General features: G+C 36.4%; 21 protein-coding genes, 1 tRNA gene and 1 pseudogene. 11 read left to right on the forward strand and 12 right to left on the reverse strand.

What is annotated here, in order from left to right:
* Positions 1 to 65 precede the first annotated feature (65 nt).
* Positions 66 to 911 carry an RteC domain-containing protein gene (locus tag ACF3OC_RS05950; RefSeq protein ID WP_002993297.1) on the reverse strand — a complete coding sequence of 282 codons (846 nt, stop codon included), beginning with the start codon at positions 909 to 911 and terminating at the stop codon, positions 66 to 68.
* Between the two features lie 1,098 nt (positions 912 to 2,009).
* On the opposite strand from ACF3OC_RS05950, the gene ACF3OC_RS05955 reads away from it, so the two are divergent.
* From ACF3OC_RS05955 to ACF3OC_RS05965, 3 genes are all read left to right on the forward strand, one after another.
* A complete protein-coding gene (locus ACF3OC_RS05955; protein WP_094280398.1) occupies positions 2,010 to 3,815 on the forward strand; it encodes a serine hydrolase in 1,806 nt (601 codons plus the stop codon).
* 61 nt (positions 3,816 to 3,876) lie between these two features.
* On the forward strand, positions 3,877 to 4,533 hold the full coding sequence (locus ACF3OC_RS05960; protein WP_094280399.1) for a hypothetical protein: 657 nt from the start codon (positions 3,877 to 3,879) through the stop codon (positions 4,531 to 4,533).
* A gap of 110 nt (positions 4,534 to 4,643) precedes the next feature.
* A complete protein-coding gene (locus tag ACF3OC_RS05965) occupies positions 4,644 to 5,537 on the forward strand; it encodes a metallophosphoesterase (RefSeq protein WP_179221438.1) in 894 nt (297 codons plus the stop codon).
* A gap of 60 nt (positions 5,538 to 5,597) precedes the next feature.
* Here ACF3OC_RS05965 and ACF3OC_RS05970 read toward each other — a convergent pair whose 3' ends face one another.
* From ACF3OC_RS05970 to ACF3OC_RS05990, 5 genes and pseudogenes are all read right to left on the reverse strand, one after another.
* Positions 5,598 to 6,794: a DUF4998 domain-containing protein gene (locus ACF3OC_RS05970; RefSeq protein ID WP_179221439.1), complete on the reverse strand. Its 1,197-nt coding sequence runs from the start codon at positions 6,792 to 6,794 to the stop codon at positions 5,598 to 5,600.
* Positions 6,795 to 6,810: 16 nt separating this feature from the next.
* Positions 6,811 to 7,269, reverse strand: coding sequence for a DUF5000 domain-containing lipoprotein (locus tag ACF3OC_RS05975; protein WP_392471598.1), 459 nt, complete (start codon positions 7,267 to 7,269; stop codon positions 6,811 to 6,813).
* Between the two features lie 114 nt (positions 7,270 to 7,383).
* Positions 7,384 to 8,029 (reverse strand): annotated as a pseudogene (locus ACF3OC_RS05980) (DUF4959 domain-containing protein); the annotation flags it as partial.
* The gene (locus tag ACF3OC_RS05985; RefSeq protein ID WP_094280403.1) at positions 8,023 to 9,954 is read right to left on the reverse strand and encodes a RagB/SusD family nutrient uptake outer membrane protein; all 1,932 of its coding nucleotides are present in this window, start codon (positions 9,952 to 9,954) and stop codon (positions 8,023 to 8,025) included. The pseudogene ACF3OC_RS05980 and the gene ACF3OC_RS05985, both read right to left, overlap by 7 nt.
* Positions 9,955 to 9,973: 19 nt before the next feature.
* Positions 9,974 to 13,144: a TonB-dependent receptor gene (locus ACF3OC_RS05990; RefSeq protein ID WP_094280404.1), complete on the reverse strand. Its 3,171-nt coding sequence runs from the start codon at positions 13,142 to 13,144 to the stop codon at positions 9,974 to 9,976.
* Between the two features lie 308 nt (positions 13,145 to 13,452).
* On the opposite strand from ACF3OC_RS05990, the gene ACF3OC_RS05995 reads away from it, so the two are divergent.
* Positions 13,453 to 13,848, forward strand: coding sequence for a hypothetical protein (locus tag ACF3OC_RS05995; RefSeq protein ID WP_094280405.1), 396 nt, complete (start codon positions 13,453 to 13,455; stop codon positions 13,846 to 13,848).
* 155 nt (positions 13,849 to 14,003) lie between these two features.
* Positions 14,004 to 14,651, forward strand: a complete 648-nt coding sequence (locus ACF3OC_RS06000; RefSeq protein ID WP_094280406.1) for a hypothetical protein — start codon at positions 14,004 to 14,006, stop codon at positions 14,649 to 14,651.
* A gap of 55 nt (positions 14,652 to 14,706) precedes the next feature.
* On the opposite strand, the gene ACF3OC_RS06005 is transcribed toward ACF3OC_RS06000, so the two are convergent.
* A complete protein-coding gene (locus tag ACF3OC_RS06005) occupies positions 14,707 to 16,083 on the reverse strand; it encodes a tryptophanase (RefSeq protein WP_094280407.1) in 1,377 nt (458 codons plus the stop codon).
* Positions 16,084 to 16,273: 190 nt separating this feature from the next.
* Between ACF3OC_RS06005 and ACF3OC_RS06010 the strand changes: the two genes are divergently transcribed.
* Positions 16,274 to 17,362, forward strand: a complete 1,089-nt coding sequence (locus ACF3OC_RS06010; RefSeq protein WP_094280408.1) for a Gfo/Idh/MocA family protein — start codon at positions 16,274 to 16,276, stop codon at positions 17,360 to 17,362.
* A gap of 12 nt (positions 17,363 to 17,374) precedes the next feature.
* Here the strand turns inward: ACF3OC_RS06010 and ACF3OC_RS06015 are convergent, their stop codons facing one another.
* Positions 17,375 to 17,611 carry a hypothetical protein gene (locus ACF3OC_RS06015; protein WP_094258272.1) on the reverse strand — a complete coding sequence of 79 codons (237 nt, stop codon included), beginning with the start codon at positions 17,609 to 17,611 and terminating at the stop codon, positions 17,375 to 17,377.
* 280 nt (positions 17,612 to 17,891) lie between these two features.
* Here ACF3OC_RS06015 and ACF3OC_RS06020 point away from each other — a divergent pair, with 280 nt between their 5' ends.
* Positions 17,892 to 18,404 (forward strand): ankyrin repeat domain-containing protein, encoded by a 513-nt coding sequence (locus ACF3OC_RS06020; RefSeq protein WP_094258273.1) that lies wholly within the window; start codon positions 17,892 to 17,894, stop codon positions 18,402 to 18,404.
* Between the two features lie 9 nt (positions 18,405 to 18,413).
* Here ACF3OC_RS06020 and ACF3OC_RS06025 read toward each other — a convergent pair whose 3' ends face one another.
* Positions 18,414 to 18,821, reverse strand: a complete 408-nt coding sequence (locus ACF3OC_RS06025) for a hypothetical protein (RefSeq protein ID WP_141202136.1) — start codon at positions 18,819 to 18,821, stop codon at positions 18,414 to 18,416.
* Between the two features lie 130 nt (positions 18,822 to 18,951).
* Between ACF3OC_RS06025 and ACF3OC_RS06030 the strand changes: the two genes are divergently transcribed.
* Positions 18,952 to 19,698 (forward strand): copper homeostasis protein CutC, encoded by a 747-nt coding sequence (locus ACF3OC_RS06030; protein ID WP_094280409.1) that lies wholly within the window; start codon positions 18,952 to 18,954, stop codon positions 19,696 to 19,698.
* A gap of 101 nt (positions 19,699 to 19,799) precedes the next feature.
* On the opposite strand, the gene ACF3OC_RS06035 is transcribed toward ACF3OC_RS06030, so the two are convergent.
* Together ACF3OC_RS06035 and ACF3OC_RS06040 are read right to left on the reverse strand one after the other, a co-directional pair.
* Complete coding sequence (locus ACF3OC_RS06035) at positions 19,800 to 19,979, reverse strand: spore protein (RefSeq protein WP_094258275.1); 180 nt, start codon at positions 19,977 to 19,979, stop codon at positions 19,800 to 19,802.
* A 31-nt stretch (positions 19,980 to 20,010) separates the two neighbouring features.
* Positions 20,011 to 20,081 (reverse strand) — tRNA-Cys (locus ACF3OC_RS06040).
* Between the two features lie 302 nt (positions 20,082 to 20,383).
* Here ACF3OC_RS06040 and ACF3OC_RS06045 point away from each other — a divergent pair.
* From ACF3OC_RS06045 to ACF3OC_RS06055, 3 genes are all read left to right on the forward strand, one after another.
* A complete protein-coding gene (locus tag ACF3OC_RS06045; protein WP_094280410.1) occupies positions 20,384 to 21,022 on the forward strand; it encodes a porin family protein in 639 nt (212 codons plus the stop codon).
* Between the two features lie 196 nt (positions 21,023 to 21,218).
* Positions 21,219 to 21,863: a porin family protein gene (locus ACF3OC_RS06050; RefSeq protein ID WP_094280411.1), complete on the forward strand. Its 645-nt coding sequence runs from the start codon at positions 21,219 to 21,221 to the stop codon at positions 21,861 to 21,863.
* Positions 21,864 to 22,147: 284 nt separating this feature from the next.
* Positions 22,148 to 22,783 carry a porin family protein gene (locus tag ACF3OC_RS06055; RefSeq protein ID WP_392471110.1) on the forward strand — a complete coding sequence of 212 codons (636 nt, stop codon included), beginning with the start codon at positions 22,148 to 22,150 and terminating at the stop codon, positions 22,781 to 22,783.
* Between the two features lie 249 nt (positions 22,784 to 23,032).
* Here ACF3OC_RS06055 and rpsJ read toward each other — a convergent pair whose 3' ends face one another.
* Complete coding sequence (gene rpsJ / locus ACF3OC_RS06060; protein WP_013667229.1) at positions 23,033 to 23,338, reverse strand: 30S ribosomal protein S10; 306 nt, start codon at positions 23,336 to 23,338, stop codon at positions 23,033 to 23,035.
* Positions 23,339 to 23,377: the final 39 nt, after the last annotated feature.

Genomic DNA, 23,377 nt, shown 5'->3' on the forward strand with positions numbered 1-23,377 from the left:
TTATGGTATAAACAAAAAAGCAGTACACAACAATGCACTGCCCTGAACAAAAGACCTGCATTGGGTTAAAGGTCTTTATCCATATATTCTTCCAATGAAGTTTTAAGCTGGTCCAAGAATGCCGTTCGGGAACCGCTTCGGGTTTTCATTCTGTGGAATGCGTGGTGCAGGTCACCGAGCGTAATGCCAAAAAGTATCTGGAACATCAAACTGATTTTTCGGACACCGGTTTTACCGTGCGAAACTGCTGCCGAAGCATACAGGGCATATATCAATTCGACAAGTGCGTTTTTGCTTTCTGTCCAAAAAATATCTTTGGCGTTTTCCGGCTTTTGTAAAATAGCATCGGGATTTTCATCTGGATTGATTTTCGTCAGCAGATAGGTATAAAGCAATTCGTTGGCGATAATCCTTGCGGTCTTGTAATCGTAGAAAGTAGAAAATTCGGGATCAATTTCAAAGACGATACTGTTCAGACCGTCGTGGTAATTTATGTTGCCTCTTTTGAAATAGGTGTCGTCACGGTCCGTACGCCCCGAACGATAGTACCTATAAAAATCTGAATTGCAGATATGCTCAATGTACTCTCTTTTAAGATTGGCTAATTGAGTCGAAAAGTAACTGTAATACATTTTGCCGTTGCTGACCGGACAGGTCGTTTCAATCCGGTAAATTTTATTGTAGTAGATGAGTTTTCCAAGTATTTGGGGTTTGATGGTTCGGAAGAATTTTATTTCTTCCCCATCATTTTGAAAGCCCTTTTTAGCAATATATTTCTTGACCTCAAATAACAGGTCTTGTAGATACAAGGTCATTTCATAAGCCTCATCAATCAACCTTTTGCTCTGTGATAAAATCTTATCTTCCTTATTATGTATCTCTAAAATAATGGTGTGTAAAGAATGCTGCATAGCCCATAATTTTTGTGATCAATACCGAATTTCAAATTCAGTTTATCCCTAATTAATACACAAACATCATTATATTAAGTGATACCTTTACCCAAGTTCACCCCACCTGTGGGAAGATTTTTGCCATAAATCTCACCCAACTGTGGAGATTATTTTATAAATATTCAGTATGAAATGACTTTGAAAAGCCCCTTTAGTAAACGCAAATTTAACGGATATAAAGAGACTTTAAGTCTGATTGCTTTATTATATAACTTTGAACCTTGTTAATCTTTTTATTTGAAAAAATGAGCCAGAAAAATCGCTTTAGTGATTTTGAGGTTTAAATCAAAAATCACCAAATTGTATTGCTCAATCAAATTAAATGATTAAATTTGCAACATCGAATCACAAATTATATGTGAGTTAAACGGTGAGTAGTTCTTTTTAAAGAAAGTCAACATATTGACATATAGATATTTGAGTGTGCGCAGATTCGTCCTGCCACCCCGACACAAAAAAGCTCGACTTTCGTCGGGCTTTTTTTGTGTCCGGGTGTGGCAGATTCGAACCGGGGTTCGATCCGTAGGAGCTTCAGGGTTTGCGTTTGGGGCTCGTGGGGCTGAAGCAATCCTGCCACCCACTCTAGAATTTAGTTGAAAGTATTTAGTATTGAGACAACAGCCGCACAATAAAAAGCTCGACTTTTGTCGGGCTTTTTTTTGTGTCCGGGTGTGGCAGATTCGAACCGGGGTTCGATCCGTAGGAGCTTCCTCTTCCGATAACTGCAAATTAGTTTTGTGGGGCAGCTCTGAAAAGATAAGAGAACAACTATATTATTTTTTTAATGAATTTTCAAAAAAGTTTTATTTTAGCCTTATCAAAAAGGAGTCTTTTTTAAACCCCTTTTTGAACAAACCAATGATGGCTATTAATACAGAAATTTACTATAATCCAAATGTACCAGGATTACTTATAACAAGTAATTTAGGAGGTTTTTGATCCATCCTCCTAATCAAAATTAATCGACTCAAATTTTATTGATTAACAGAAGAAAACGTTTTATTATTCAGTTACTTATTTCTACTTTAGAACAACTGTTACATAAAAAACCAATTAATGACATATTTCAAAAAGATGCTTTCCATTTTGGTTGGCATGACCCTTTCAGCTTATTGTTTTGGCCAAAACATATCCCCTCAAAATAAACTTAATAACCTTGATTCTGTATTTAACAAGATACTGAAGGATTATCATGTATCGGGTTTTTCGGTGGCAGTGGTTCATAAAGATAGTGTCGTGTATTCGAAAGGATTTGGGTTTCGGGATTTGGAAAAAAAATTACCGGCTACTCCTCAGACTTTATATGCAATAGGGTCTTCCACAAAAGCATTTACAGCTGCTCTGTTGGGGAAATTGCTGGATAATGGCAACTCATTGGATGACAAGGTTATTAAATATTTACCAACTCTTTATTTTAAGGATGGCCGTGAATCTCAGGTAACCATTAGAGATTTGATGACTCACAGAACAGGATTAAATAGATATGATTATTCATGGTATGTTTTTAACACGGATTCCAGAGATAGTCTCTTGCAACGTGTAAAATATATGGAGCCTACCGCTAACCTAAGAGCAAAGTGGCAATACAATAATTTTATGTACTTGGCACAGGGTATGGTTGCCGAGCATATTACCAAAAAGAGCTGGGAGGAAAATATCAAAGATCAGTTTCTTACTCCATTGTCAATGAAACGGACAAATTTTGATGTAAAGGAAATGGCAAAAGATCCGGATGCATCCAAGGGATATACAGTAGATGATAAAAAGAACATCAAAGCAATTCCCTATTTTGATATTCAGGGTATGGGACCTGCGGGAAGTATCAATAGCAGTGTTATGGATATTTCCCAATGGCTCAAATTATGGATTGCTGGTGGAAAATTTAAAGGGAAGGAAATTCTCCCAACTAAATACATCGAACAAGCTGCAAGTTCGCAAATGGTTATATCAGGAGGGCTACCAGGTAAGTACCCCGATATCTACGTGAGTAATTATGGTTTAGGCTGGATGATAAGTTCCTATAGAGGTCATTACCAGGTAGAACATGGCGGAAATATTGATGGATTTTCTGCTAGTGTCAGCTTCTTTCCAAGTGATCAGTTAGGAATTGTAGTTCTTACCAATCAAAGCAGTTCCCAAGTACCTGATATCATACGTAATTTAATCGTAGATCGTTGGTTAGGATTATCAACTATCAACTGGAATGAACGAAGTGTTACGCCAGAAAGTAAAGAGGATGAAAAGGAAGAAAAGGTCGATTTAGTCCGAGTTTTAAATACTAAACCATCACACATTAAAGCTGACTATACTGGAAAATTTAGTAACCCGGCTTATGGCTCCTTCCAAATAGCATTGAAAAACGACTCATTAAAAATAACATTAGGAAAGCAGCATGCTTTGCTGAGCCATTACCATTTTGATGTATTTGAATTGCGAGAAATTGATGAAAAAGGAAAAGTAGACACAGCGGAAAGCGTATCGAAAATTAATTTCCGATCAAGTATGGATGGAAAAATTGAAAGCGCTTCGATCGATTTGGATGATCCTTCTGGAAATCCAGTTGAATTCATAAAGGAAATTGTGGCAAAAGAAATCCCGAAAGACTTGTTTGAAAGTTATATAGGGAAATACAGTGTTGAAGGAATGAATATCGTAGTGACAATAAAAGAGGGTGTTTTATTTGTTGATGTTCCTGGGCAGACCAATTATGAAACCATTGCTCAAGGCGACCATAATTTCAATTTAAAAGATTTGAAAGGATATTCTATTCGCTTCGAATTTGATGATAATGCTAAAAAAGCTTCTGCGCTTTATTTTATTCAGCCCAATGGAACATTTAAAGTAAAGAGAGCGGATAAGTAAGTGGCTGAATTATAACTGTAAAGAATTATTTGTAGCTTAGGTTTGTTAAAATTTACCAATTATGAACAAGACATTACTCATTGGATTGTTCTTGATATTTGGACTGTACAGTTATGGTCAAGTATCAACAAATCCAGAATTATCCTACCCAGAGGGTATTTATTCTACCAAAGAAGATTTCCTCAAAAAGACTCCCAATGATACAAATGAGTTAATAGCTAAAGGTATACTTTGGGGATCTAAAGAAATCACAGATACAATTCCAGATCAATGTTTGTTTTTATACAAACACAATGGCAAGAAATTGAGGAAAACTTTCGCCGTATGTTATAAAGGCAATTTATATTTTCAAGCCTTTTCCATTTTGACCAACAGAGAGAAAAAAGATAAGGCCCAAACAACAAATTTCCCGAATTCTTTTTGTCGAGTTCTTATTGCTGGAGATAACTTCTTATATACTGAACTTGAATTAGCTAACTCTTGGAAGCAAGGCTTGGGCTATGGTTTGGGAGGTGTAGCTGGCGGCGCCATTGCCTCAGCGTCGATTAAATCAAAAGGAATAGTATGGGATGTGAAAAATCAAGAATTTAATATTTTCCGAAGCTGTAAAGATTTCAATAATTTCATCACAGCCCTATACCCGGAAGGCGTTCAGGAATGTAAAGACCAACAACCTGATCTTCTGAAAGTACGTGAAGCTATTGAAATTATCAAATAAACGACGCTCAGAAGTTTTTCTACTTAGAGTAGAAATCTAAGTAGATTATTTTATTTTCTAGGTTTGTCAGGTTTTCATTTATTATTTTTAAAGGATAAATGAACAGCAAAATGAGTAATAAAATCGCATTCCTTCTCACTTTTCTAATATCAATGAATCTGAGCAAATCTGTTGGTCAGGTTCAAGACAAACCTTTGCAGATTGGCCTGATTGCCGATATTCAATATGCCGATAAAGAGGATGGAAAATCAAGGTTTTATAGATCGTCCATTCAAAAGCTCGAAGAGGCAGTAATATTCTTAAATCAGGAGTCTATTTTATTTAATGTGGTATTGGGAGACTTAGTGGATGAAGGGCCGAAAGATTTAGCGCCAATTCTCAGCCGTTTAAATGAATTGAAGGCTCCCCATTTTAACCTTTTAGGGAATCATGATTATCCCAAAGAATATCAGGATAAGCTCTTTAAAACCTTTGAAATGGATAATGAATATTATTCATTAGTAAAGGAAGGCTGGAAGTTTATTTTCCTGAACAGCAATGAACTCTCTTCTTATGCTGTAAAAAAAGGCTCAAAATTAGAAAAAGAATGTACTAAGTTGAAATCAGTTTTATCTACGGAAGGTCGTCAGAATGTGCAGGATTGGAATGGGGGTATTGGAAGCAAACAATTGCGTTGGTTGGAAAAGGAATTGAATTCTGCAGATAAAAAACGATTGAAAGTCATCGTTTTTTCTCATCATCCATTTCTTCCTGAGAATGGATTGGAAACCTTAAATAACAGAGTATTAATCGACTTATTTGTCAAGCATAAAGCTGTCAAGGCGGTACTTTCCGCACATCATCATCCCGGAAATTTTGAAATGTATAAATCTATTCCCTTTATCTCTTTAGAAGGGATGGTGGAAACTAAGAGCAATGCCTTTGGATATATGAGTTTATTTCCTGATAAATTAATCATTCATGGACAGGGCAGAATGACAACTAGAGAAGTAAGCTTGAGATAGCTAGCTTGATTAAAAAATACCTCAGAGATTTGAATCTAAATCCCTGAGGTATTTTTTAAATTATGGATTATACCAGAATGATATTTCACCCATATGACTTTCTATGCTATTGTCCTGGGTTTTCAATACTCGGATACGAATATATCGAACTGCAGGTATACCTTCGTCCAACTCCACCTTGAATGGCGCAATGCCATTGTCTGTCCTCTTAACTGTTTTAAGTAATTTCCATCCTTTTGATGTTGATTCTGTTGACCATTTTGGATCAGTAGCTGGAAGGGCAGTAGAAGCATTTTTCACATCATTTATCCCCCATATTTCAAACTCAATCGGATTATGACAAGCACAATCCTGACGACCAGATTCCTCAAACATGGTTAATTGCCTGCTCTCTCCTAAATCAATGGTGAAATGATGCGGTATACTTCCTCCCTCTGAATGGTAAATATTCGGAAAACTTCCTAATTGACCATCCCAAATATTCGATAATTTGGTTCCATATCCATCAGCTGGAATATCATTCGGTAAATTGATTTTAACCCACTTTTCTTTCGGAACCATTATATTTTGAACTAAAATTGAATCCTGGTTCACATTCTGAAATGAATCTATAGCACCTGTAATAGGGAGATATGTGGATTTGTAATAAACTTTAGTACCCAGTTTCCACGATAAATCGGTCGTTACGTCTTCCGGACCAATCACCAGCACTCTTGCTTTATTCTGAGAATCCACATACTTTATTTCTGTATGCATGTAAATAGTATCGGGAGTTCCCCATTCGATTGTCAATTGCGATTTATCCGCTAAATAATCCACTTTTTTAACAGGTCTATTTAATAATGCTTCTTGATATTTTGAACCATAAATATTGACCGGTGGAATTTCAGTAGCTACCGAACGATTACCATTGGCATCATAGGAATAAATGGTAAAAGTATAACTCGATTCCTTTAATTTATCAATGTAATGTTTGACTGTATCGCCTATTTTGAACTTAGAGGCATCAACCTCGGAAGAGTCATTCCCATTATTCCAGAATACTCTGAACTTGGTCACACTTTCATCCAATTCTTTCTTCCAGGCAAGAAGCACACGGCCGTTGCCAGGATGTGCCTTGATATCAGAAGCTTTGCTAGGATAGATCTTCTCACCATCCTCAATGTATTTTTTATAATCATCCCATTTCCTACAGGATTGACTAAAAATCGCTAATAGGATTATCCCTGTTGCGAAATAAATATATTTTTTTAACATGTTGATTTTATTTAAGTTATTGAGGATCTCCCCAGAAAGTGAGTTCAAGTGCATGGAAAAAGTCTGTATTTCCCCAGTTTTTAATGATCTCCATCCGGATATACCGAACTGGAGGAGCATTTAATGGAAAATTGAATTCCTCACCAAGTCCATCAATTCCATTCGCATGGTTTCTATCATCGTCTGAAACTTGGCCAACTGGTAATCCTGATGGTTTTACAGAGTAACAATCCATTAACTTGATCCATTTATCCATTTCCCCAGAAGCATCCGGTACGGTCGCTGAACCATACATGCGCCATTCCTTCGGATTTCCATGTGCATAAAACCAACTTCCAGTACGTTGTAATAATTTAAATCGACTCAATTTTACGACAGCACCTAGGTCAAATGTAAATTTATGAGGCCTTGGAAGTGCACCTTGTAAGGTGTGAAATCCAGGTTCTCCTAATTTATTATCCCACATATTGGACATCACCCAGCCCCATGCTGCAGGTTGGTCGCCAGGAAGCACATATTGCCTGAATTTGGACTTATCCAATATCTTTTCAAATAATGGCTTCACCTCTTTGTAAACTGTATCAGAATGGTTATTCCACCTATCTTTAATATACACCAAAGGTTCTAAGTTCTGGTTCATATCCCCGAACTGAAAAGGATCCGTTTTTTATGGCAGTATAAAAGGTTTCTGTAGGTGAAAACTCATTATTATTGTCCTTGGTCAATATCACAACAGCAATTTTTGACTCCTCGGGGTTTTGAAAAGTTACATTCATCCCGCCAAAATCCTCACGAATACTCATGCTCTTGGCAATAGTTCTAAATGTTGGTTCTGAAGGATTTACTTTTATGACAACCGGTTCTGATAGTTTTTCACTTTTGCTTACAGAAAACAATTCGACTTGGTATTCACCTTCCTTATTGAAACCATCCACGCGAATTGTGTCTCCGTATCTGGAACTTTTTGCTTCCCGTACTATTTCGTTGTTAATAGAATATTTTGCCAAGACATATTGTAAGTCCTGGCTCTTCGGAAGAGTATACGTGATAATCGCTGATCCTGGGCCGTTTTCAATTTTTACATTGGTCACCTGACCCGGTATTTCCCCATCTTTATTAATGGGTTCATGATTATTTAAATCGCTCTTACTGCAAGCACCAATTAGGCCTAGAACAGCAAAAAACAGTAAATATTTAATTAAATTTTTCATTTCAAATTCATTTAAGGTTACCATCCTGGGTTCTGTACTAGATTTGGATTGTTAATGATCGCATCCTCAGAAATCGGCCATAAATAATCCTTAAGTGAAAATATTGGACTGATCACTGTTTTAACCCGATAATAATTGTCATCATCCTGTTCCAAATCCCATCCTTTAATTGGTAGATTTAAGTAATTCTCAGCTATTTTCCAGCGACGAAGGTTCCAATATCTTTTTCCTTCAAAAACAGTTTCAATCAATTGCTCTCTTCTGATAATATCCCTTAACCCATCTTGCGAATTTGGTTTGTTTGGATTCCGAGCGTATTTTGTCCAGCTTTCTTTTACTCCCAATAGACCAGCTCTTTTACGAACTAAATCAAGGTTTTTATATACTTCATCACTTGGACCACTATATTCATTCAACGCCTCTGCATACATGAGATATAATTCAGCTAATCGAATAACTGGCCAGGGATAATTAATCGTTGTGTAACTGTCAGAATTACTTCCAAAGTCGTTCTTATAGTTAACCAATTTTTTAGGCCAATAACCTGTGATGGAATATAAAGATGCTCCTAATTGTGCTCCGCGTTGACCTGCTTTTCCTTCGATAAACCAAGTTTTATTATCATCAAATAAACCATTCCCATACCAGATTCCGCCATCAAAACCTAAGCTTGCGTAAAAGCGAGGCTCTCTATCAAAATGCAATTGCACGGTGGACATATTTTCTTTGATATAATATTTCTCCTGAGCTGTTGCAGTACGAATTCTGGTGAATCTGTTTTCATAGTCATAAGTTTTGTCTTCCTCAATTGGAACTCCCTTATTGCTGTAAAACATCTCGGCTATATGTAAGGGCGGTGCCAACATTGAACGTATAGACTCATTTGTGCTTGGCGGTGATGGCAATTTTGATGGATCTCCCGAAGTAATCCTTGCTTGTGCCAAACCCTGTACACTGGATGCCATTGCATTGCTTGAACCCCAAATAACCTCTGGATTCCATTTATCAGTAATGTTCGCTCGCACATTCATCGTTACACGAGTCGAATCTGACATTGTCTCCCCCGAAATCGGCGTATAATAATATAAGGTAGCACCTGAACTTACAGCCAAATCGATAGCAGCTTTGGTAGCATCTAATGCGGCTTTCCATTTCTCCTTGTCTACATTCGAATTAAATAAGGCTAAGCCATCCTTATTCTTAAAACTAGAATAATCTTGATTTCCATTAAATAATGGACTGGCAGCCGTTACTAAAACCTGCGCTTTTAATGCCAATGCGATAGGCTTCGTAATCCGACCTAATTCTGAGGCCTCGTTTAATATGTTTTGAGGTAAATCAGTAACTGATTCATCAATTAAGCTAACAATATATCCAATAACCTCATCTACAGGTTGTCGAGAAACACGTACTTCCTCGATCGATGCTGATACCGGCAAACTTTCTTTAATTAGTGGAATTGGGCCATACATTCTAAATAAATAAAAATGATAATAGGCCTTCAAAAATTTCACTTCTGCTATCCATCTTTTGCGTTCGCTCTCAGTCAAATCAGGTACAGTTTCAACATTGTCCAAGAAAATATTACACTCCCGCAACGCCTGGAAATACGGCTTTCCACCATTCCAGCCATCCCAATAATTACCAAATGGATTGACGATATTCTGCTCACCTCGCTGAATTCGATTTAAACCTATGTCAAAATAGGTGGAAGGGTAGTGAATCGCAAACTCATCGCCTGTAACAAAACCTGGATCCGCAGCCGAGTTTCCATAACTTGGAAGATTATTATATACCGTAAATAAATACTTCTCCGCCTCTGAACGCTTTCTAAAAGCATATTCTATAGTTCCAATTCCATCTGGAGTAACATTCAAATAACGTTTACAACCAGTGAAGACAATGGAAAATAGTAGGGGAGTTATTATTAAAATCAAATATCTTTTCATTTAAACAAAAGTTTAAAGGTTAAAAATTCATATTAAGACCTATGTTGAATACTTTTTGCAATGGATAGCCTAAACCATTTCCTCCCATTTCAGGATCCCAAAGCTTGAATTTGCTGAAGTTGAAGAGATTACTTCCACTGAAGTAAATCCTGAAATTGGTGATTTTGAATCTGTTCGTAAAGTCTTGAGGAAGAGTATAACCCGCCTCTACGCTTTTCACACGTAAGAAACTTCCATTACGCATAAACCAAGTGCTCGATTGATTGTTGTTTGCAATGGCAATCGTCGATAATCTAGGCCAAACCGCATAGATATCCCGACTTTCTTCAGACCAATGACTATCAGCATAAGCCTGTAACAAAGCATTTTCTCCTAAAAATCCATTGTTGATTCCATTGCCATCATAATTTACAAATGGGGCTGTAGCATAGGGGTCTATCCAAAAGGACTCCCGCGCTAAGCCTTGGAAAAACACCGAGAAATCCAAATTCTTAAACCCAATAGAAGTACCAAAACCATAAGTGATTTCTGGTGCAGTAGGGTATCCGATAGGAACCATATCTAAGGTCGTAATTTGACCATCTCCATTTACATCGCGATATTTAATGTCTCCAGCCTGGTACAATCCAAAATTCTGTCTTGGTGAATTCGCAACATCATTCTCATCTATGAATAATCGTTCTGCGATATAACCCCAGTTTTGATTGATCGATTGACCCACATGTGATTTATACCGATCTACATATTCTGGTTCCTCATATTTTACAAATTCACTGGTAGCAAATGTGAAACTACCGCGGGTAATCATCCAGAAATTTGAATTGAAATTATGAGTATAATCTAAGGAAAGATCTACCCCCTTTGAACTAGCTTCACCCACATTCGCCATCGTAACAGTGGATAATCCCATGGTTGATGGAATGGATGAACGAGTCATCAAAATATTCTTTCTTCTTTGTTGATAGGCCTCTGCAACGAGATTGACTTTATTGAATAATCCCAATTCAATTGCAGCATTGGTCTGATAAGATTTCTCCCAAGTAATATCCAGATTCGGATATCTGGAAATGGATACTCCATTGGCAGTATAACCGTTGTCAAATCCAAAGGTTGCCCCTCGACCTGCATTATCTAAATTTACACTAGAAAGATAGAAGAAGCGATCCTCTGCACGTCCAATGGCATCATTTCCAACCAAACCATAAGATCCTCTAAGTTTTAATTTATTGATGGATGAGACATTCCAAAATTTCTCATTAGATACAACCCAAGCTAAACCAATAGTAGGGAAAAATCCAAATTGCTTATCTCTATAAAACCGCTCCGAACCATTATAACCAAAGTTAAACTCGCCAAAATAACGGTTGTCATATGCATACGATGCTCTACCTGAAATACCAATGTTACGATGGGGAAGCGAAGATTGTAAATCAAAGTTTTCAGTGGTTGATAATCGCTGTTGCATCACAAAAACCAAGGTGCCACCAAAATTGTGTTTCTCATTAAATAAACGATTGTAATCTAAGGTCACTTGACCATAAAGCTCGGTACTTAGATTTCTATTTTGGTATAATGGCCTGATATCTTCATAATGCGCAGGACCTTCTTTTTCATTAAGATAGTTTAAGGTGTATTTATCTGTGTTTTTATCATAAATACCAATATTATAGAAATAAGGACCATAAGCCCTTGCTACATCAAAATAAGAATAACGGTTTGTACTGAATAGACCTTTGGCATTTAGGCCTTCAGTAATCGAAAATAAATTTTGATTAAGTTCCAATTGAGCTAGCATCCTCGATTGTGAATATTCCTTATATCCTCTCAACATTTCTGCATAGGGATTTAAGTAATAAGAACTTCCTGACTTGTAATTACCAAATAAAACATGTTGTGAGGCACTGTTAGCTTCATCCGGCGCATAAAATGGTGCAAATAGGGTAGGACTTGAACGTAATGCTTTTTGATACATCCCAGTACCACCGTCTATTGGACCCTTGTAATCATCAAAAATTCCGTACATCCGAACAACAAGTTCTGTTTTCGGAGTTAATCGCATGTTTACATTGGAACGCAATTGATAACTATTCAACTTAACATTACTGTTGAAGTTGTTTTTTGGATCTACTTTTAAAATACCGTTATCAATATTATATGCTCCCGCAACATAATATTGAGCAATCTTTCCTCCTCCGGTTACACTTAGATTGGATCTTTGATTCGATGTCCTTTCCTTAAACATTAAATCAAACCAATCGGTTGCCGGATAGACATAGGGGTTATTTCCGCCTTCTGCAACCTTATCAATTCTATTTTGGGGATATAATATGTGTGATAAGGGATCTCTTGTTAATTGTGCCTCAGTATATAATTTCATATGAGTCACGGGATCTGCAATGTCTATTTTTTGGGTTGGTGCAGAAATAGAATTCTCTATCCTAAAATTCAGCTTGGTGGCACCTTCTTTACCTTCTTTGGTCGTCACGAAAATTACGCCGTTGGCACCACGTGCGCCATAAAGTGAGGTGGCACTTGCATCCTTCAGAATCGAAAAACTTTCAATGTCATCCGGTTGCAAGCGTGCTAAGTCGGTCGTGGTAAGCTCAATGTTATCAATTAAGATCAATGGACTACCACTACCATTTCCAAACGTTGTTACTCCACGGATAAAGAATGAGGCATCATCAGCCCCAGGCTCTCCAGATCGTTGGTAGGCAATTACTCCCGAAAGCCGCCCTGCAAATGCAGTTGTTAAGTTGCTCGATGGGACTTTTAATTCCTTGGCGTTGATAGAAGTGACGGAACCTACAATAGCTTCCTTCTTCTGTTTCTTACCAAAGGCTGTAACGACTACGGATTCAATCTCGGCCGAGGACTCCAATAATGTAGCATTGATTACATTATTTCCTGCAACAGGAATCTGTAGCTGTACAAACCCAATAGCAGAAAATACTATAATCCCATCCTTTTTAACATCTAGGACATACTTTCCGTTTGAATCTGTACTGGTTTCCTTCCCATCTGATGAAACACTAATGCCAGTTAGTGGTTTGGAAAGGGAATCGGTTACTAAACCTGTCACAGTAATGGTTTCTTGTGCATTAGCGGACAGATTACTTAAAATCAGAAGGAATATCACAGCAATAGCCATGAAGCCTCCCGAAAACATGGGGTGTTTTCTTTTTTTCATAATTGAGGTTTAAGTAAAAGGTTTAGTTTTTAATGGTTTATATGAAAGTACCACATATAAGTTAATGCACTGTCCTGTACTGTTATGCTTTTGTTACAACACCCATTTTCCAAATCCTTACTCTTTATACCTCCATCTCGTTTTTATTCCTGATTGCTTAAATTAATCTCAACATACCTTTTCTCAATTTCATTAACTTCCATCCTTTAAGCTATTTTTAGGCATTTCACCAAAGAACAAGTCAAAAATTAGCCTATATTTAACAAGTGAAAAACACATTATTATTCTTAATACCCTTCTTTTTATTCATGGCCTCAGCTTTTTTTCAAAGCTGTACTGAGTCCATCAAAGGTGATTTAATCGAAAAAAAATTAATATCCTATCAAGGTAGAGATACCGTGACTATAGATTTGATGCTCCACAAAAAGCGTTTTGTTGGACAATATAAAGTAACTGGCCCTGGTGATTATGTAGTGCTAGGGGAGGTGGAAGGTGAGATAAAAGCGGATACCTTGCTTGGAAGCCTAATCTATACCCCTTTTGGATGGCGTGATAAAAAACGTAAGGCCTTTGCTTTGCTAGCTACCGAGAACCAATATATCTCTGGTAAAGGATCTGAATTGATCTATATGGGAATTCCTTATTTTGTTGCAAATACACTAACATTTGGTCCAGAGAAAGGAATCTATCAAGTGGTTGATTAACTTTGGGTCATCCTAAAACTTTTCAAACAAATCCTGTAGCCTTTTATTTACCTATTTCTTAATAATTTAATAATAGCTTAATCTAGTATCTATTGAATGATATCTTTACGGAATCATGAATTCATTTTTGAAAAATTGATTTTAATAGAATTTTAATGGTTAAGAAAAGTGTATTAGAAAAGCTTCCTAATAAGGAACTGGAAAAATTTATCCTCCCGGATTCTAGAAAGGTTCCTGAAGCAATTAAATTGGCATATGAAATCCTATTGGAAAGAGGACGCGAATTTTCAGATGAGGAAAAGGAAAGGGTAGAAGCTTTTATTGATGGGAAAGTTCAAGAAGAAAGCGAAAAGGAGTTAAAGCAAATAAGGGTATTTGATAAGAAATTGACAGATAATGAAAATGCTATCCCACTCTATACCAATTTTGCCATTTTTATGATCAGCTTGCTTTTTGGAGTTATGTTTGGTTATATCTTAGCCATGATAAATTATATAATTCTAAAAAAATACGGATTGGCGTTTGTTTTATGCATTATTGGAATTTTACTTCTATTCCTATCCATATTTGTAATTCAAAACTTCCTGCCTGAAGCTCAATTTTATGATACTTTTGAAAGTTGGTTGTTTGCTACCGTATTAGCAGGGGTTGGATTATTGATCATTCATCTTTTCAATCAGAATTTTATTTCAAAGCAAATGACCTATAGGTCGAAGTCAATTACAATTCCTTTGATCTTCATTATCATATTTCAAATAGTACGCTTCATCTATGTTGAAAATATACTTAATGATGGCTTTTAAAAGATTAAGACTTGAGAGAGTAAATGACTTTTATCTCTCTCAAGTCCAACCAGATTTATTTTTTCTTTAAGAGAATAGTGAAGTGTCTCAATATTTCTGATTCCCACACAATTTCAAGACCTGATTTTATTTCTTCACGCCTGTCGAAAATATTCTTTAAGGCTGCTGCGACATAGTCCAGGTGCTTATAGCTGTAGGTCCTTCGTGGGATTGCCAATCGTAGTAACTCAAGCTTTGGAAAACGGTCTTCCCTTGTTTCTGGATCTCGATCTGCCAAAAGAGTACCTATTTCAACCCCTCGAACACCTGATTCCTTATATAATTCGATCGCCAGGGTCTGTGCTGGATATTCCTCACGAGGAACATGAGTCAGAAAATTTAAGGCATCCACAAAAACAGCATGCCCCCCAATTGGTTTCTGAATGGGAATTCCATATTCAATAAGTTTATTCCCAAGATACTCCACTTGATCAATCCTAGCTTTTAAATAAGGTAATTCAGTAGATTCTAATAATCCTTGAGCCAAGGCTGCAAGATCCCGACCTGCTAATCCGCCATAGGTAATGAAACCCTCATAAATAATCCCCATGTTTCCACAGGCACGATAAAGTTGTTCATTACGCATCCCGAGGAGACCTCCAATATTTACTAAGCCATCCTTTTTTGCTGACATGGTAAATCCATCACCATATGAAAACATTTCCTTGACAATTTCTTTGATGCTTTTGTCTTTATAGGCTGCTTCTCGCTCCTTTATGAAATAAGCGTTTTCCGCAAATCGTGCCGCATCAAAAAATACCGGAATATCATATCGTTCTGATAATGCTTTTACATCCTTAATGTTTTGCATTGAAACAGGCTGACCTCCCGAAGAATTACAGGTTACTGTAATCATACAAAAGGGAATATTTTCCTTTGGATGTGCCTTATACACCTCTTCCAATTTCTCTAAATCTATATTTCCTTTAAAAGGATGAAGATTGTTGATGTCAAAGGCCTCCTCGATGGTGCAGTCAATAGCATGTGCCTTACGAAATTCAATATGACCCTTGGTGGTGTCAAAATGAGAATTTCCTGGTACCACATTATTCTCCTTTACTAAGATGCTGAAAAGCACATTCTCTGCTGCTCGGCCTTGATGCGTTGGTAAGAAGTAAGGAAAGCCTAAGGTATGACGAACAACTTCCCGGAGTTTCAGATAGGATTGAGAGCCTGCATAACTTTCATCACCCATCATGATTTCAGCCCACTGTCGATCAGACATGGCTCCAGTTCCTGAATCTGTTAATAAATCAATAAAAACACGGTCGCTGGCTAGGTTAAAAAGATTGTTGCCTTCCTCCTCAATCCACTTTTCACGCTGTTCGCGGCTAGACATAAAGATTTCTTCAACCATCTTTACTTTATAGGGCTCGGCCCATGGTAGTTCCATAAAATTTATATTTGGTTCACTGTTGTTAAAGTTAAAAAATTAATCTAGGAAATCTATGATTGCTGCTTATCAGGAATGGAACATTTTTGTTATAAATAGATAAATATGAAGCTGATAGAAGAGATTATTCTTGATTTTCTATATTTTAGAATGTTTTTAGTCAAATAGACCATCACCTAAACTAATCAATATGAAATCAATTTTGTCAAGCATGTTTTTTATGATTCTTTCAATATCATTGATTGCCCAGGAACCTTTGAAATTGGCTGTTGCGGGATTGAGTCATGGCCATGTGGATTGGGTGTTTAATCGGAAGGACAAAAAGGATATGGTCCTGGTTGGAATTTATGAGCAAAATCCGGAATTGGTGGAAAGATACATCAAACGGTACCAATTGGATAAATCTTTGTTTTTTACCAATTTGGAAGAAATGCTGAAACAGGTTAAACCAGATGCGGTTTCAGCATTTGGAGCTATCTCAGAGCATATCGATGTCGTTCGAGCTTGTGCCCCCAGAAAAGTGCATGTCATGGTGGAAAAACCATTGGCAACGAATTTTGCCCATGCCAAAGAAATTGAACAACTCGCGAAGAGAAATAATATCCATGTGCTGACCAATTTTGAAACTTCTTGGTATGAAAGTAACCAAAGAATAAAAAGCTTATTGGAAGATGGAAAGTTGGGTGAAGTAAAAAAGGTAATGGTGAATGACGGTCATCAAGGTCCAAAAGAGATAGGGGTGAGCAAGGAGTTTTTTGAGATATTGACACACCCTTCAAAAAATGGAGCCGGTGCCTTGGTGGACTTTGGATGTTATGGAGCTAATTTGATGACCTGGTTGATGAATGGAGAAAAACCAGTGTCAGTTACTGCGGTGGTACAACAAAATAAACCGGAAATATATAAGGAAGTGGATGATGAAGCCACCATTATTCTTCAATATCTGAATGCCCAATGTGTAATTCAAGGATCTTGGAATTGGACATTCTCTAGAAAAGATATGGAGGTTTATGGTAACAAAGGCTACGCCATCGCAGTGGATGCAAAAACACTGAAAACGCGATTGCAAGAGAATCAACCTGAGGAAATAATAAAATTGGATAATCGTCCAGCTCCCTACAATGATCCCTTCTCCTTCTTAGCAGCAGTAGTCAATGGTTCAATTGTCCTGGATCCATTGGACCAGTATGGATTGAAGGTCAATGTTACAGCAGTCGAAATCCTCGATGCAGCCATGAAGTCTACAAAAGAAAAAAGAACTATACAACTCCGGGAGTAACCTAGTTAAGGACTAAGGCTGGCTTGGCTGATCGGTTGGAGCCTCATCTTTTTCCTCATCCTTTACCTCGTCTTTGCCAGCAAACCACCAAAGCGCAGCACCAACCAATACAAAGGCTATTTTAATGAGCCATGCAGTTCCTTCGCCCCAATTGTAAATCCAAATTAATATGCGAGGCACTGCATTAAAGAAATTCAAAATGATGGCTAACATGCCATATAGAAATAAAAGTGATCCGAAATTTTTCATGCTATCTTGATTTTTGTTTTTATTGAAACTAGTACCCCTTTAATGTTTGAATTCTTCATCCTTAAAGGTTAATCTAATTTAAGGACGATTCATTTCTGGAAACATCCCTGAAATCAGGTAAATATTCGATTGACGAATATGATAGCGATACATGTCTTCTGATCCTAGGTTATTTTGAAATTTATTAAATATTTGTTAACTTATTTATTGAATAGCTAAGACTTAAGTGTAAAATAACTGGATTATTGAAAGAATATTTCAAAATAGAAAAGAAAGGAGTTTGGCTTTGACTTTAAAAATTAAAAAAACTGAAACTGCTCTCGAAGCATTAAGAAGAAGTGAAATACAACAAGTAAAAGAATATTATAGAACCATTAACATTGATAAAACCGATAGATTGAATCGGACACTTCTCATGAATGCCATTATTTATGGAGAGTTGGAATTAGCAAAATGGGCAATTAAGCATCATGCTAATATCAATCATCAAGACACAACAGGTTTGTCGGCCTTGCATGTGGCCGTGGAAAAGAATGAATTCGATTTCGTTTCCCTGATGTTACATTCGGGGGTCCGCGTAGATTTGCAGGACCGCTTCGGAAATACAGCTCTCTGGCGTGCCATGATGGACAATGTAGATATCAATATTATCAACCTATTGATCCAATATCATGCTGACCCCGATCTGAAAAATAATTATGGAATCTCAGCAAGGGATTTATTGAATGAAGAAAACCATAACTGGCCAATCTTAATCAATATATTTAATCAGAAAAATCCAGCTTATCATTAATCAATACCGTTACCGATTTACGTAAAGGTTGTTTTTTATGTGATCTTGCCATTTCTTGATCACTGAACAGGTCTCGTAGGCCTCTTGCTTTACGAATTGCTGTATTAAGGAATCTAAGGTCAAAATGAATTCATCCAGATGAATAAAGTTACCCTCCTCATCCCGATAATCAGATAGAATCTCTAAAAGAAAACAATGCGTCTCAAACTCGCGGAATTTGTTCTGATAGTTTTGGTCGGCTTTTAACCATAACTTCTCAAGCTGAAAACCCGATTTAATATGCATATGGCAGGCGTCTTCGTATTCTGTACGATGCATTTTCAGTTCCTTTTTCATTTTTTCGACTCTGGTTTGCAGATGATCATACATCGTGGATAAATGAATCTGTACCTCTCGTTGTTTTGAAATAAGTGGCATAGTATATTTTTTTGGATGCTCGCAGAATTTTCAACAAGTCAAATTCGATTTTGTTTTATTAATTTATTGATTTATTGTGAATTAAAATTTCAGAATCTTTTTATACTTCCAAATGGATATATTTGAATCTATGATGGAAGCCAAAATAAATGGGATTGAATTGGAAATATGTGCCAATTCAATTTATTCAGCTAAACAAGCACAACAAGCAGGGGCAAGTAGGGTAGAGCTCTGCCAAAATTTAGAAAATGGTGGTACCACACCTTCGTATGGGCAAATCAAATTGGTAAGAAATCAACTCCATATTGGTGTACATGTTCTGATAAGACCTAGATCTGGTGACTTCCTCTATTCTGATGATGAATTTCAAGAAATTATTGAAGATATCCGATACTGTAAATCTGTAGGTTGTGATGGCGTAGTGATCGGAGTCTTGAATGCTGATGGATCAGTAGATAAGGAAAGAATGCAAGTTTTAGTCAATGAAGCTAAACCAATGTGCGTGGTATTCCATAGAGCCTTTGACCGCTGCAATGATCCTAAACAAGCAATGGAGGATATCATTGGACTAGGATGTGACCGTATTCTAACCTCAGGACTACAAAATACTGCTTGGCAAGGTAAGGACCTCCTAAAAGAACTAATTGAACAGGCAAATGGAAGAATTGAAATTATGCCTGGCTCTGGTGTTGATGCAAGCAATGTGAAGGAAATATTAAATTATACCAAAGCAACAAGTATTCACTCTTCAGCTAAAGAGATTGTGCCTTCGAAAATGATATTTAAGTCAAATTCAGTGACTGGTATGGATGAAGATGAAATTTACAGCTCGAAAGAGAAGGTAGCTGAAATAATTACTGCAATCCAAAGTATGTAGTATAAAAATTATGTCCACTGCTTTAATGGATTTTAGTAAAAATCAATCATAAAAAAAGCCTGTAGAACTTTCTACAGGCTTTTAATATATTGTCTCTAACCTTATTTTGCGTCTGCAGAAAGGTTATCTAAGATTTCATTGTTCTTAGTGATTTGGCTGTTCTTTGGCATTTTGCTTTTTGAACCTGGTTCAATATTACGGCCAAGCTTTAAAAACTGTACTTCAACGCGTGCAACAGTTTTATTTCTTCTATCTTTTCTTTTTAAACGTGTAACTCCCATTGTATCAAATATTTTTTTATTGTTATTAACGAGGTCGGAAGCGGATTCGAACCGCTGTAGGAGGTTTTGCAGACCTCAGCCTAGCCACTCGGCCATCCGACCCTTTTACCTTTACAGGCATGCAAAAATAGGATTAAATTTTAAAATAAAAAAATCCTTTTTCGCTTTTTGTTTAGGTATTTCCAAATCACCCCTATAATCCCTTGATTTAGAATTTAATTAATCAAAATGGAATTTACTTTTTTAAAATAATAAGTCAATAAGCTAAAATTATCCTATTGAATATCAGTGAATTGCGATAACATTAGCTATAGCAGAGGTAATTTGGTCTAAACTTTGCAAGACTTCGGTGTCTCTCAAATAAAAATTTTTAGAGAGCTTTTGTTAAGATAAAAATTATAGATATGAAAAAATTACTACTTTCATTTGGCGCTGCACTTTTATTAGCAGCTGGAGCTCAAGCTCAAACTAGTTACGGCTTAAAAGCTGGTGTTAACTTAAGTAAATACAGTGGATTAAGCGGTGCATTAGATGAAAATCAAAAAAACAATGTTTCTTTCTATGTTACAGGTTTTGCTGATATCCCTGTTGCTCCTCAATTCTCAATCCAACCTGGTGTATCATTACAAGGTAAAGGTTCTAAATATGAGGAAAGTAGCGATAATGCTAGCGGAAAATTAACGCAAAATGTAATGTCCGTTGAAATCCCAGTAAATGCTGTTTACTATATTCCTGCTGGATCTGGTCAGGTATTCTTAGGAGCTGGTCCTTATGTAGGATTTAACGTTTCTGGTAAACAAAAATGGGAAGGTGGAGCTTTCGGACTTGAAGGTTCTGGAGACCGTAAATTGAGCTTCTCAGGTGATGATAAAGATATGAACCTGATCGATGCTGGTGCTAACTTTATGGCTGGTTACAAATTCAATAATGGTTTGCTAATCAATGCTGGTTATGGTTTAGGTTTATCTAACCTTAATCCTGACTCTGATGGAGATAAATTAACGAACCGTACATTATCATTCGGTTTAGGATTCCAATTCTAAGTAAATGTTAGGAGGCTTTATGCCTTAGTGAATATAAAGGCGACCCATTTAGGTCGCCTTTTTCTTTTCCCAAAACAGAACAATAGGTCAATCTCCAAATGATTTGCTAAAACTTCTATATAAAACTTCATAAACTGGCTTAAACTTTGTAAATTAATTATAATTCAAATATTAAATAATAAAGTAATAAAAGCTGATGATGAAAAGAATGTGGATTACCTGTGTAATTGTTGGATTTGGAATATTCAAAACCCAAGCTCAAATTAGTTATGGGGTCAAAGCCGGATTGAATCTAGCCAATTACTCCCAAGTTGCAGATGTACTCCAAAAATATCAAAAAAACATTCTATCTTATTTTGTAACTGCTTATGCAGATTTTCCAATTACTTCTCAATTCTCCATTCAACCTGGTATTTCCCTTCAAGGAAAGGGGACTAAATATTCTGGAGAAGCCGAAGGTCTTGAATTTGCCCTAACACAAAATGTGATGTCTCTTGAAATTCCGCTTAATGCTGTATATTATTTCCAAACGGAACCGGGTCAGCTATTTATAGGTGCCGGGCCTTATATAGGATTTAACGTTTCAGGAAAACAGCATGGAGAAGGAGCATTGAACCAGATGTTCACCGGCACTTCTACCCGTAAGATGACATTCTCAGGTGATGATCGACAAATGAACCTGATCGATGCCGGATTGAACTTCTTAGTTGGATATAAATTGAATAATGGAATTTTATTTCATGTTGGCTACGGACTTGGTTTATCTAATTTATCCCCGGATAAAGATCAAAAGAATAGCTCTAACCGAGTGATCAATTTTGGAATTGGATTCCAATTCTAACAACTCATACAGTATTATTCGAAAAGTCTGTTCATAAAAGAACAGACTTTTATGTTGTTATGCTCTGGAAAATGTTTTTTTATTTAATGTTTGCCAGCAAACAAAGACCATCACCTGGATAATAATTGAATATTATTAGATAAGTTAAAATTATACGCATTAATTTTTCATTTACTACCTTTTATTTAACTGTTGATTGTGAAAATTTGTTAATTAACTAGTTGATAACATATTGGATTGCTTTAGATATCTAGTTTTGATATATAATCTAAAAAAAATTAAATATGAAAACAATTTTATCTTCATTGGCGATTGTTGCACTAAGCATTGGTGCAGCAAATGCTCAAACGACCTATGGTCTTAAAGCTGGAATGAACTTTGGGAAAATAGCCAATTTTGATTCCCAAAAATTAAAGCCTTCTTATTTTGTTACTGGTTTTGCGGATATTCCTTTATCCGGAAAATTTTCTATCCAACCAGGAATTTCCTTGCAAGGAAAAGGGACTAGAATAGAAGATGAAATACCCATTTTCCAACAGAGCTCCACTACGACAAATAAATCTGATCTCAATTTAATGTCTATTGAAATCCCTGTCAATGCGGTTTATTATGTTCCTGTCGGGAATGGTGATATTTTTCTTTCAGCTGGTCCTTATTTAGGATACAACATCAGTGGAAAAATAAAAAACAGCAGCTCAAACTCCAATACAACCAGGTCTGAGGATGTTTCCTTTAGCGGAGATAATAAAATGATGAATCGCTGGGACGCCGGAATCAATTTTGCAGTAGGGTATAAGCTCACTAATGGTCTATTGATCCAAGCCGGCTATGGATTAGGTTTATCTAACTTAAATGCCTCCGAAAACTCCAAAAAATTCTCCACGCGTACAATGAACTTTGGAATTGGTTACCAGTTTTAGGGAAGGGAGTATTGAGTATTGAGATGTGAGATTTGAGATATTAAGGGTAATATTGGGTTGCTTATAGAGTTTTAAGTGTTGAATTTTGAGATATTAAGGGTGAAATATGGCTCCTTAGGAAGTATTTAGTTTTTCAAAAATGTCCTTCTTTCAAATTTCTCAAATCTCACATCTCTCATCTCATATCTTGAAAAAAACAAAAGCCCATTTTTCAATGGGCTTTCATGTTTTTTTTTCAAATGAAATCTATCACACTTTGATTTCAACTTCAACACCTGAAGGTAATTCTAATTTCATCAACGCATCAACAGTTTTTGAGTTAGATGAGTAGATGTCTAACAATCTCTTGTAAGAACATAATTGGAATTGCTCACGTGCTTTTTTGTTAACGTGTGGAGAACGTAAAACGGTATAGATTTTTTTCTCAGTAGGCAATGGAATAGGACCACTAACAACTGCACCTGTAGGTTTTACTGTTTTTACGATTTTCTCAGCTGACTTGTCAACCAAGTTGTAATCGTATGATTTCAATTTGATTCTGATTCTTTGGCTCATTATATATTTTGTTTTTAAGATGACCCCTGGTTAGAGCTA

Source organism: Sphingobacterium cellulitidis (assembly GCF_043187465.1).
GTDB classification, from domain to species: domain Bacteria; phylum Bacteroidota; class Bacteroidia; order Sphingobacteriales; family Sphingobacteriaceae; genus Sphingobacterium; species Sphingobacterium cellulitidis.